At 59.4% G+C, this 12034-nt stretch carries 10 protein-coding genes; 7 read left to right on the forward strand and 3 right to left on the reverse strand.

Features of this window, described 5'->3' with window-relative positions; genetic code table 11:
- On the forward strand, positions 1-867 hold the full coding sequence (locus EGT36_RS13580; protein WP_037089137.1) for an LpxI family protein: 867 nt from the start codon (positions 1-3) through the stop codon (positions 865-867).
- On the forward strand, positions 864-2045 hold the full coding sequence (gene lpxB, locus EGT36_RS13585; RefSeq protein ID WP_004441577.1) for a lipid-A-disaccharide synthase: 1182 nt from the start codon (positions 864-866) through the stop codon (positions 2043-2045). Before EGT36_RS13580 ends, lpxB begins: the two co-directional genes overlap by 4 nt.
- Positions 2046-2168: 123 nt before the next feature.
- Here lpxB and gltA read toward each other — a convergent pair whose 3' ends face one another.
- A complete protein-coding gene (gene gltA / locus EGT36_RS13590; RefSeq protein WP_004441580.1) occupies positions 2169-3458 on the reverse strand; it encodes a citrate synthase in 1290 nt (429 codons plus the stop codon).
- Between the two features lie 262 nt (positions 3459-3720).
- Here gltA and EGT36_RS13595 point away from each other — a divergent pair, with 262 nt between their 5' ends.
- Positions 3721-6195 (forward strand): ComEC/Rec2 family competence protein, encoded by a 2475-nt coding sequence (locus EGT36_RS13595; RefSeq protein ID WP_286083959.1) that lies wholly within the window; start codon positions 3721-3723, stop codon positions 6193-6195.
- Between the two features lie 19 nt (positions 6196-6214).
- Here EGT36_RS13595 and EGT36_RS13600 read toward each other — a convergent pair whose 3' ends face one another.
- Positions 6215-6892, reverse strand: a complete 678-nt coding sequence (locus EGT36_RS13600; RefSeq protein WP_037089140.1) for a glutathione S-transferase family protein — start codon at positions 6890-6892, stop codon at positions 6215-6217.
- 252 nt (positions 6893-7144) lie between these two features.
- A complete protein-coding gene (gene lexA, locus EGT36_RS13605) occupies positions 7145-7867 on the reverse strand; it encodes a transcriptional repressor LexA (protein ID WP_004441588.1) in 723 nt (240 codons plus the stop codon).
- 314 nt (positions 7868-8181) lie between these two features.
- Between lexA and EGT36_RS13610 the strand changes: the two genes are divergently transcribed.
- From EGT36_RS13610 to EGT36_RS13625, 4 genes are all read left to right on the forward strand, one after another.
- Complete coding sequence (locus EGT36_RS13610) at positions 8182-9063, forward strand: VOC family protein (protein WP_037089142.1); 882 nt, start codon at positions 8182-8184, stop codon at positions 9061-9063.
- On the forward strand, positions 9060-9905 hold the full coding sequence (kdsA, locus tag EGT36_RS13615; RefSeq protein ID WP_037089144.1) for a 3-deoxy-8-phosphooctulonate synthase: 846 nt from the start codon (positions 9060-9062) through the stop codon (positions 9903-9905). Before EGT36_RS13610 ends, kdsA begins: the two co-directional genes overlap by 4 nt.
- Positions 9906-10042: 137 nt before the next feature.
- The gene (gene eno / locus EGT36_RS13620) at positions 10043-11317 is read left to right on the forward strand and encodes a phosphopyruvate hydratase (protein WP_004441599.1); all 1275 of its coding nucleotides are present in this window, start codon (positions 10043-10045) and stop codon (positions 11315-11317) included.
- 338 nt (positions 11318-11655) lie between these two features.
- Positions 11656-11973 carry an FtsB family cell division protein gene (locus EGT36_RS13625; RefSeq protein ID WP_004441601.1) on the forward strand — a complete coding sequence of 106 codons (318 nt, stop codon included), beginning with the start codon at positions 11656-11658 and terminating at the stop codon, positions 11971-11973.
- Positions 11974-12034 lie beyond the last annotated feature (61 nt).

The raw sequence follows: 12034 nt of genomic DNA on the forward strand, positions 1-12034 counted from the left end.
GTGACAGGCTGCGGGCGTCTCGCCATTGTGGCCGGCAGCGGCCAGTTGCCGCTTTACGTGGCGAACGCCGCCCGTGAGATGGGAGAGGATCCTTTCATCGTGCGGCTGCGCGATGATTCCCGCTTCGACTGGAGCGGTTTCGACAACGCCGTCATCTCGGTTGGTGACGTCGCCGGGCTTGGCCGGCTGCTGCGTGACAATCGGGTGGATCGTGTCGTGCTTTCCGGGGCCGTGGCGCGGCGGCCGGAATGGCGTGAAATCCGCCCCACCGTCGCCATCCTGCTAAAACTGCCATCCATCGTCAAAACGCTGTTGTCGGGCGGCGATGACGCCGTTCTGCAGATGGTCATAAAGATCATCGGCACGCTCGGTGCGAAAGTCATCGGCGCGCATGAGATCGCTCCAGGCCTCTTGGCCACGACTGGCGCTTTCGGCACGCAAAAACCGGCCGAAGATGATTTGAAGGACATACGCAAGGCAGCTGAGGCGGCGCTTGCGCTCGGCAAACTTGATGTCGGGCAGGGTGCGGTCTCCGTCGGCGGCCGCATCGTGGCGCTCGAGGGCGTTGAAGGCACGGACGCAATGTTACTGCGCGTCGCGGCATTGCGCGCGGAGGGACGCATCTCGCCCCGCCGCCGGGGCGTGCTGGTCAAGCTCTGCAAACCGCAGCAGGATATACGCGCCGATCTGCCGACAATCGGGATCGAAACTGTCGAAAATGCCCAAAAGGCCGGGCTTGCGGGCATTGCCGTCGAAGCCGGACGCGCACTGGTGCTCGATCGTGACGCGATGTTGAAAGCTGCCGATCAGGCGGGCATATTCGTCTGTGGCATCGATACGTCACTTCACGGAGACATGATGGAATGACGGAGAGATTGAAGGTGGCGGTCATCGCCGGCGAAGTGTCGGGCGATCTTCTCGGCGCGGATCTGATCCGGGCCCTCAAGGCCCGATATCCCGGTTCGATCGAACTTGTCGGCGTCGGCGGCGAGGCGCTCGAGGGACAGGGGCTCACTTCTCTTTTTGATTATTCCGAACTCTCGATCATGGGGTTCACGCAGGTCCTCAAGAAACTGCCCAAACTGATCGGCCTGATCAACCGGGCGGCTGAGGCGGTGATACGGGAAAAACCGGATGTCCTTTTGATCATCGACAGCCCGGATTTCACCCATCGAGTGGCAAAAAAAGTCCGCAAGGAACTGCCGCATCTGCCGGTCGTCAATTATGTTTGCCCGAGCGTCTGGGCCTGGAAAGAACATCGCGCCACGGCGATGTTATCCTATGTGGACCATGTCCTGGCTCTCCTGCCATTTGAGCCGGAGGCGATGCGCCGTCTCGGAGGCCCGCCGACCACATTCGTCGGCCATCGCCTCAGCGTCGATCCGGACGTCCTCGCGGTGCGTCGGAAGCGGGCAGAACGGCCACTTCCAGCGGAGGGGCGGCTGAAGACGATTCTTCTTCTGCCCGGGTCGCGTTCCACCGAGACCACCAGGCTGATGGAGCCGTTCCAGCACGCGGCGAAGGCTTTTGTGGAACGGAATGGTCCGACGCGGTTTCTGCTGCCCACCGTTCCACGTCAGGAACATCGCATCCGCGAACTGGCGGCGTCTTGGCCGCAGGAAATCAGACCCGAAATCGGCATCGATCCTGCTTTCAAGTGGAACTCCTTTGCGGAAGCCGATGCGGCTATCGCAGCGTCAGGCACGGTCATTCTTGAGTTGGCTCTTGCCGGCGTGCCGACCATATCTGTCTACAAGACCGACTGGATTTTCACCATGCTGAGCAAGCGGGTGAAGACCTGGACGGGTGCGCTACCCAATCTCATTGCCGATTATGCTGTCGTCCCGGAGTATTTCAACGAGGTGGTCAGGGCCGGATCGATGCTGCGTTGGGCGGAACGCCTGTCATCCGATACAATTGAGCGGAAGGCCATGCTCGAAGGTTATGCTCTGGTGCAGCAACGTCTGCGCACGGATGTCCCGCCCGGCGAAACCGGCGCGGCTATTCTCCTCGAGGTCGTGAACGCCCGCAGACAGCGAGGTTGAAGCCCCATCTGTGTCAGGGCCTGTGTTGCCGCCGGTCCCACCGCGTGTATCCCAATCCACAATGGCAAGCAAAAAGGCCGGCGAGTAAAACTCGCCGGCCTTTGATGTGACGTGGTTTGCCGATTAACGCTTGGAAACCGGAATGTAGTCGCGTTTGCCGGCACCCGTGTAAAGCTGGCGCGGACGGCCGATGCGCTGCTGCGGATCTTCGATCATTTCGTTCCACTGTGCGATCCAGCCGACGGTGCGGGCGAGAGCGAAGAGGACGGTAAACATGGTCGTGGGGAAGCCGAGCGCCTTCAGCGTGATGCCCGAATAGAAGTCGACATTCGGGTAAAGCTTCTTTTCGACGAAATACGGGTCGGAAAGGGCGATCTTTTCCAGTTCCAGCGCGACCTGCATGATCGGATCGTCGGAATTGCCAGTGGCTTCCAGCACTTCATACATCGTTTTCTGCATGATCTTGGCGCGCGGGTCGTAGTTCTTGTAGACGCGGTGACCAAAGCCCATCAGGCGGAACGGGTCGTTCTTGTCCTTGGCGCGGGCGATGTATTCCGGAATGCGGTCAACCGAGCCGATTTCATTGAGCATGTTGAGCGCCGCTTCGTTGGCGCCGCCGTGTGCCGGACCCCAGAGGCAGGCAATGCCGGCCGCAATACAGGCGAACGGGTTGGCGCCCGACGAACCGGCAAGACGCACCGTGGAGGTGGAGGCATTCTGTTCGTGATCGGCATGCAGAATGAAGATGCGGTCCATGGCGCGGGCCAGAACCGGATCGACCTTGTATTCCTCGCACGGCACGGCAAAGCACATGTGCAGGAAGTTGGAGGCGTAATCCAGATCGTTCTTCGGGTAAACGAAGGGCTGGCCGATATGGTACTTGTAGGCCATCGCGGCGATCGTCGGCATCTTGGCGATCATGCGAAGCGATGCGACCATGCGCTGATGCGGATCGGTGATGTCGGTCGAGTCGTGGTAAAAGGCCGAGAGAGCGCCGACCGTGCCGCACATGACGGCCATCGGATGCGCGTCGCGGCGGTAGCCGGTAAAGAAGCGGCTCATCTGCTCGTGCACCATGGTGTGGCGCGTGACGCGGGTATCGAAATCTTTCTTCTGTGCCGCCGTCGGCAGTTCGCCGTAAAGCAGCAGATAGCAGGTTTCCAGGAAGTCGCCCTGTTCGGCGAGCTGTTCGATGGGGAAGCCACGGTGCAGGAGAACACCTTCGTCACCGTCGATATAGGTGATCTTGGATTCGCAGGAGGCCGTCGACGTGAAACCCGGGTCGTAAGTGAAGGAGCCCGTGTGTTTGTACAGCGTGCCGATATCGACGACGCTCGGCCCGATCGTGCCTTCCCTGACTGGGAGTTCGACCTGTTTGTCGCCAAGTGTCACTGTAGCGCTTTTTTCCGTCATACTGATCCTCCGAAAACATGCGGGTGGGGGCGTTGAGACACGCCCCGCGGTTAAGCGTCTACCGATTAGCTATATGATCCTGTCGCAGATGCCAAGCTATCCAAAGGTCAAATTGTGCATTGCGGCAAACGCAAATGCGTTGCTTTTGGCCTCGTCGATCGAAGCAATTCAATCTCGGTCAACGCGCGGTTAAAGGAAAGCATTGCAATCTCGGGCGTCCCTCTGCAAACCTGTTTACAGTGCGGCAGGGGCGCGGCGCAGAATGCTTGGTCAAGGGGAAAAACAGCATTTCGGATATGCCGAAACGATGCAGGGAAACGCCCCCGGCACGGTGGATATCCTGTTTCCGCTGCAGCGGACCGTCGCCGTCGCGATCCCTGTTCTGCCGCCTCTGGTCGACAGGCCCGAACCCGGCGTTTCCGTTTATCGAAAAGTTGCCGTCTGGCTGACGGAAGAACGCGCATTCGGGCACGATTTTCTTTTCGTACCCGTTGTCATCGGTTGCGGAGCGATCCTCTGGTTTTCTCTCGACACCGCGCCTTCCTTGCCCCTTCTGATCGTCGCATTTTTAGTCGCGGCCCCACTGGCGCTTCTCAACCGATACCGCCTTGATACGGTGGGAAGGGCGTGCAGCCTTGTCGCCCTCTTGTTGCTCGGCATGCTTTTTGCGGAACTGGAAACCCGCCGTGCGGCGACCATCCTTCTGGACACGCCGGTCACCACCACGCTCACCGGCAAGGTGGTGCGCCGGGAGGTGGATGCGCGGGGCGACTGGCGGTATCTGGTGCAGCTCCACTCCACTGAAGCACCGTCACTAACGCGTCTGCCGGGGAGGGTGTCGCTCCTTGCGCGCGGTGGCGGCGACGCCATGCCCATCGGCGCGACCATACGCGGCAAGGCACGGCTCTCTCCACCGTCCGGACCGGCTTTGCCGGGATTGAACGACTTTGCCTTTTCATCTTATTTCCGGGGCATCGGCGCGACAGGCTTTTTTTACCAGCCGCCCCAGGCGGTGGCGACGGCGGACCTTGGGGCCGAGGGTTGGCTGGAGATGGCCGACATGTGGCTTTATCGCCTGCGTGCCGCCATCGCCGAGCGCATTCGCACGACGATCGGCGGCGATGCGGGTGCCTTTGCTGCATCCATCGTCACCGATGAGAGACAAGCCATATCGCCGGAAACCATGGAGGCGCTGCGGGTCTCGGGGCTGGCTCATATCGTTGCCATATCCGGGCTCAACATGGCTTTGGCACCAGGCATCTTCTTTGTCGGCATGAGGCTCGCATTCAGCCTGTTCCCAGCCTTCGCCCAGCGATGGCCGGTCAAGAAGATATCCGCCTTCGCAGCGCTCCTGATGACACTTTGCTACTATCTGATTTCCGGTTTCGCGGTTTCCGCCGAGCGGGCCTGGCTGATGATGTCGGTGATGCTGATTGCGGTGCTCTTCGATCAGCCCTCGCTCAGCCTGAGAAATGTTGCGCTCTCCGCCCTCGTGATACTGGCGCTGTCCCCGTCCGAAGTGATGGGTCCAAGCTTTCAGATGTCATTTGCCGCAACGATCGCGCTCGTTTCTGCCTATGCAGCCTGGAGCCGCTGGCGCATTGACCGCGAGCGTCTTTTTACCGGGCGAAAACCGGCTTGGGTGACGGTAGCGCAAACGGCAGGTGCCGTGATCGGCGGCGTTATCACAACGTCGCTGATCGGTGGGCTTTCGACAGCAATCTATTCTGCCGAACATTTCCAGCGTGTCACCACCTACGGACTTTTTGCCAATCTCGCCGCCACGCCGCTCATGTCGCTGATCGTCATGCCCTTCGGTCTGATTGCCATGCTGCTGATGCCGTTCGGGCTCGACGCGCCATTCCTGAAGGTCATGGGCCATGGCATGGCGCTGGTCATAGAGGTCGCGGACGAAGTCGCCTCCTGGGGTGGCAGCGCCGCGACCGGACGTCCGCATGGCTGGTTCATCGGCATCGCCTCGGCTGGCTTCCTGCTGCTGACCCTGCTGCGCAGCCGCCTTGCGCTTTTGGGCATTCCGCCTCTGCTGCTTGCCTTCGGCCTCTCGGCAGCGACATCTCAGCGCGATCTGCCCGATCTCCTCGTTCATGAAGACGGTTCTCTGGTCGCGCTTCTGGACGAGAACAAGGTTTATGCCACAAAAACCCGGCCGCATGGCTTCATCTATGACCAGTGGCAAAGGGCGCTGCTGCTTCCGGAGAAACCGCTCGCGCCCGTTATCCTCAGAAAAGACGTTCCAACCGCGTCCGGCATCGCACTCACCAAGAAATCAAAGCTCACGCGGGACGAAATAAAGGCTGTGGGACGAGACATGGCGGCTGCGTTGAAGGATGCAGCGCCTGGAATTTTTACATGCAAGTCAGGTCGCTGGTGCGTGGCGCGTGCGGAAAGCGGCGAATGGATCATCGTACTGGAAGACGGCCGCCTCGCCGGAAAGGCATGTGACATTGCCGACATCGTCATTGCTTCCCGCAGAACGTCGTTTGCACAGTGTCGCTCGGGCGCGTTACTCCTCAACCGCGACATATTGCGGCGCATCGGTTCCGTGGAGATAGACTTCGCGAGGAGCGATCAGCCCGGCGTTGTCGGTCGGCTACGGGCGTCGACCGCGGGCGCAAACCGCCCGTGGAGTGAACATCGATATTATGACTGGAAAACCGGACGTTTCGACCGGGAATTGCCTGAAACGATCACCCGTCTGCTGGCGGCGTCGCAATGATCGCCACCAGCAAGGATCGTCAGGCCTTTGCGCGTAGATCCGTCGTCAATTCGCCGATTCCGGCGATCTCCTCTTCATGTGCCGCGTCACGCCAGGTCTCCTTCAGTCCCGCCTCATACCATTCGCGCATGGAAGGCAGAGCGAGCAGTCGCTCACAATAGGCTTTTGCCGCAGGAGAAAGGTCTGCGCCATACGTCTGGAAACGGAATGCCACAGGGCAGTAGAAGGCATCCACCGCCGTGAACTTCTGACCGGCGAGAAAGGGACCGCCGAAATTCGACAGGCCCTCGCTCCACAACGCATCGACACGCTTTATATCCGCCGCAAGCCCGGCATCGCTGACGTTCGGTGCGACACGAACGCCAACGGACATGGGGTAGAGATTGCGAAGGGACGAAAATCCCGCATGCATTTCGCTTGCTGCCGACCGCGACCAAGCTCTCGCATGCTTGTCGCTTGCCCATACCCCTCGATGACGTTCGGCAAGATATTCGGCGATCGAGAGTGACTCCCAAATCGTCACGCCATCATCGACAAGGCAAGGCACCTTGCCAGTTGGGGAAAAGGTGGAGAATGACACGCCTTCACCAAACGGGACGAGTTTATCCTCGAAGGCGATACCGAGCGTGCGCATCAGGACCCATGGCCTAAGCGACCAGGAGGAGTAATTCTTGTTGGCGATATAAAGATCGTACATTGCGGGTCTCCTGACTGTGAAGCGGGTTTTTATACCAGCGGCCCGGCCCGGAATATCGCAAAGAATCCATCGCTCCCATAACGCCAATTGATGGGTGGGGCGCCATCCCTGCCGACGTCCTCTGGCAAAGCCGCCTTCGCCGCCATTAAAAAGAAAAGGCGCATCACTCGAGTGGAATGACGCGCCGTTCATCTTGAAGGCCTGATTTATCGCTCATCGACCGCTCCGGCCTTATCCGGACCGGCAGCAGCATCAATGATACCGGCGGATCAGCCCTACCAGCTTGCCCTGGATTTTAACCCGATCAGGTCCGAAAATGCGGGTCTCATAGGCAGGGTTTGCGGCTTCAAGTGCGATTGAGGCGCCTTTGCGACGGAACCGCTTCAGCGTCGCTTCCTCGTCATCCACCAGCGCCACGATGATATCGCCGGGATTGGCAGTGTTGCCGTTGCGAATGATGACGGTATCGCCATCGAAGATGCCAGCCTCGATCATCGAATCGCCCTTGACCTCGAGCGCGTAATGTTCACCCGAGCCAAGCATGTCCACCGGAACCGCCACGTCATGCGTATTGTTCTGAATGGCTGAGATCGGCACACCGGCAGCGATCCGGCCCATGACGGGCACGGTTGCCGCGCCTGCTATATCGTTCGCAGGCGCCTTGGGAGCAGGGGCGGGCTCGGGCATCTTGGGCTTGCCGAGGCTGCCTTCAATAACGCTCGGCGAGAAGCCCCGTTGCGGCCTCGCACCGGGCACATAGGCCTCCGGCAGCTTGATCACTTCAAGCGCTCGCGCCCTGTTAGGTAGCCGGCGAATGAACCCGCGCTCTTCCAGGGCAGTAATCAGCCGGTGAATGCCGGATTTGGAGGCAAGATCGAGTGCGTCCTTCATTTCATCGAAGGAGGGCGGCACGCCGGACTCTTTCATTCTTTCATGAATGAAGAGAAGCAATTCCTGCTGTTTGCGCGTGAGCATGAGGAAAACACCCTTGAGAATCGTCGTTGAAGTCGCGAAACAAATACAGAACGAACACTATATGTTCCATATGTGTTCCGCAATCCCCTAAAATTTCGTGAAGGATGCGCCTCCGATCGTGATTTGATCTTAGGGACAACGCCGAAGCGGAAACGATGACTGACGGGCGGGATGCCGTCGCTTTCTTGAACTCCAGCCTTTGCCGATACCGGCATCGACGCGCAGGCCGGTCATTTGCATTCCCGGCGCTCTTCGTGCTTTTGTCAGCTTCAATACCCGGCATCTGCGCCGCGCGCGTCAAAAAGGCAAGATTTATGGCTGACAGGCATCGCGTCGATCATCTCGTTCTGCCCGTTGGGGACCTTGCGGTAGCGGGCGCGCGGCTCAAGGTCCTTGGCTTTACGGTCGCGCCACAGGCTCTCCATCCTTTCGGCACGGAGAATGCCTGTGTGTTCTTCAGGGATGGCACCTATCTGGAGCCTCTGACAATTGCTGACTGGGTCAGCTATATCGCGTCGGTCGAGAGAGGCGATGTTTTCACCGGCAGGGATCAGGCATTCCGGCGATCGTACGGACAGGAAGGTTTTTCTGCCCTTGTGGCCTCCACCGCTGACGCTCGTGCCGATCACCGGAGATTCGTGGCGTCCGGCGTATCGGCCGGCGAGGTCTTCGAATTTTCGCGGCCCATGCAAATGCCGGACGGATCGTCAGGCGAGGCGGCGTTCCGGCTTGCCTTCGCGGCAAGCGGATCGGCTGCGGATTTCTTCCTCTTCAGTTGTCAACGCCTGCAGGCACTGCCGGGGGACCGCGCTGCACTGGAACGTCACCAGAACGGAGTTCTGGGCCTTCGCGAGATCGTGCTGTGTTCCGGTAAGCGGAGTGACACCCACTTGATAGAAACGGTTTTCGGCTGCAACGGCGTCGTGTCTCCGGATGGTGATGTCGTTTTCGAAACCGGCAATGCAAGGGTGAGGCTGAGTGAAAGGCCCGCCCTTTCTGGCGTCGACCCGAAGGCTACGGGAAAAAACGGTGAGGGCCTGCGCGGCATGGGCGTCGTCTTTTCCGTTGACGATCTTGCCGTGACAGCGACGGTACTTGCTGCTAATGGCGTGTCCAGCGCAGAAGCGGGCGGCCGTCTGGTGGTGCCCGCAGCACCCGGACAGGGCGTCGATTTCGCCTTCGAGGAAAAAAGATGAGCGTCACGAACAATCTCAAAGTCACAGCCGGCCAGGGCGCCAGCAAGGTTTCCTTTTGCAATAGCGAGCGTTTTTCACTGATCGCCGGCCCCTGCCAGATGGAAAGCCGGGAGCACGCCTTCATGATTGCGGGTGTGTTGAAGGAGCTTTGTGACGGGCTCGGAATCGGCCTCGTTTACAAGTCATCCTTCGACAAGGCGAACCGCACCTCGCTTTCCGGCAAGCGTGGCATCGGTCTGGACAGTGCCATGCAGATATTTGCCGATCTCAAGAAGGAATTCGGCTTTCCGGTCCTGACCGACATTCACACCGAAGAACAGTGCGCCATCGTTTCCGAAGTGGTGGATGTGCTGCAGATCCCGGCCTTCCTCAGCCGTCAGACCGATCTTCTCGTTGCCGCCGCAAAAACCGGCCGTGTCATCAATGTCAAGAAAGGCCAGTTCCTGGCGCCATGGGACATGAAGAATGTGCTCGCCAAACTGAATGAAAGCGGCAACCCCAATGTGCTGCTGTGCGAACGCGGCGCCTCCTTCGGCTACAATACGCTGATCTCCGACATGCGTTCTCTGCCGATCATGGCATCCCTCGGCGCACCTGTTGTCTTCGACGCCACCCATTCGGTGCAGCAGCCGGGCGGGCAGGGCGGTTCCACCGGCGGTCAGCGGGAATTTGTCGAAACGCTGTCTCGCGCAGCTGTCGCCGTTGGTGTTGCAGGCCTCTTCATCGAGACCCATGAGGACCCGGACAATGCGCCTTCCGACGGCCCGAACATGGTTCACCTGAAGGATATGCCGAAACTGCTCGAAAAGCTGCTGGCCTTCGACGCCATCGCGAAAGCCTGAGTGGCGGGCGCGGTGCCGTGCCAATCGATTTTAAATGGCGGTGGTTCCCTTTCTACGGCCTGCCGTCATTGTAATTTCTTCGCCATCGTCTAAGACAGGCGACGGAAAATATCTGTTCCATTCCCAAGGGAGAGACCATGACTGCCATTACCGATATCATCGCGCGCGAAATCCTCGACAGCCGCGGCAACCCGACCGTTGAAGTCGATGTGTACCTCGAAGACGGCTCCATGGGCCGTGCCGCCGTTCCTTCGGGCGCCTCCACCGGCGCGCATGAGGCGGTTGAGCTGCGTGATGGCGGCAAGCGTTATCTCGGCAAGGGCGTGGAAAAGGCCGTTGAAGCCGTCAACACGGAAATCTTCGACGCCATCGGCGGCTTCGATGCTGAAAACCAGATCCAGATAGACCAGATGATGATCGCGCTGGACGGCACGCCGAACAAGTCGCGCATCGGCGCCAACGCCATTCTCGGCGTGTCGCTTGCCATCGCCAAGGCTGCTGCCGAAGCCTCCGGCCTGCCGCTCTACCGTTATGTCGGCGGCCCGAACGCGCATCTGCTGCCGGTTCCGATGATGAACATCATCAACGGCGGCGCCCACGCCGACAACCCGATTGACTTCCAGGAATTCATGATCCTGCCGGTTGGCGCAGAAAACATCCGCGAAGCCGTGCGCATGGGTTCGGAAGTGTTCCATACGCTGAAGAAAGAGCTCTCCGCGCAGGGCCACAACACCAATGTCGGCGATGAAGGCGGTTTCGCTCCCGGTCTTGAAAGCGCGCCTGCCGCGCTCGATTTCATCATGAAGTCGATCGAAAAGGCCGGTTACCGTCCGGGCGAAGACATGTATGTCGGCCTCGACTGTGCATCGACCGAATTCTTCAAAAACGGCAAATACGTTCTCGAGGGCGAAGGCCGCACGCTGGAATCGGGCGCCATGGCTGAATACCTTGCTGACCTCGTTGCCAAGTACCCGATCATTTCCATCGAAGACGGCATGGCTGAAGACGACTGGGATGGCTGGAAGGCGCTGACCGATCTCATCGGCAATAAGTGCCAGCTGGTCGGCGACGATCTCTTCGTCACCAACTCCGCGCGTCTTCGCGACGGCATCAAGATGGGCGTCGCCAACTCCATCCTCGTCAAGGTCAACCAGATCGGTTCGCTTTCCGAGACGCTGGACGCGGTCGAAACCGCCCACAAGGCCGGCTACACCGCCGTCATGTCGCACCGTTCGGGCGAGACCGAAGATTCGACCATCGCCGATCTCGCAGTTGCCACGAACTGCGGTCAGATCAAGACCGGCTCGCTTGCCCGTTCCGACCGGCTCGCAAAGTATAACCAGCTGATCCGTATCGAGGAAATGCTCGGCCCTCAGGCTGCTTACGCCGGCCGTTCAATCCTGCGCGGTTAGTTTGCGTTCGGGTTTCATGATGTGGCCCGCTGCCTAGCGGGCTCGTTTAAGCGGCGAGCGGTATGGTCCGCACTCCGTCACCCCGGACTTGATCCGGGGTCCAGTGCGATCAAGTCCTTGATCGCGAAAGAGTCTTCTCACAGCGCAGACGCGCTGTGGCTGGATGCCGGATCAAGTCCGGCATGACGAGCGTTCTTTTAGCGTCCCCGCCAATCCAGCCCGCCCTCCGGCGGGCTTTTTCATGCCCAATTGCCGATTGGAATTTAAGGTCAACGGATAGTTAAACAATCCGCTCTAGTCTCAGACTCACGTTACGCGTTTTGAGGCATCTCTCCGGCATGTGGACCAGGCATCATAAAAAGAGACGATTCGGTCGGCTGATCGTTCCAGCCATTACCATCGCTTTTCTTTCCTACTTCGGTTATCATTCGATCCATGGCGATTTCGGCCTTCAGGCAACGGAGCGGCTGGAACGGCAGCGTATTACCCGGACGGCGGAGCTTGCAAAGCTGACACAGGCGCGCGTGGCGCTGGAGCGTCAGGTGGAACTGTTGAGTGACGGTTCGCTTGAACGGGACATGATCGACGAGATTTCCCGGTACCAGCTGAACATGTCCCGAACGGACGAAATTGTCATCATGAACACATATTTCTGATTAACCGAGATTAGGTTAATTCAACATTTTTGATTTATTCACAGCATCTTAGCGTGAATAT

It is taken from the genome of Agrobacterium sp. FDAARGOS_525 (assembly GCF_003938925.1).
In the GTDB taxonomy this organism is placed as follows: Bacteria; Pseudomonadota; Alphaproteobacteria; order Rhizobiales; family Rhizobiaceae; genus Agrobacterium; species Agrobacterium pusense.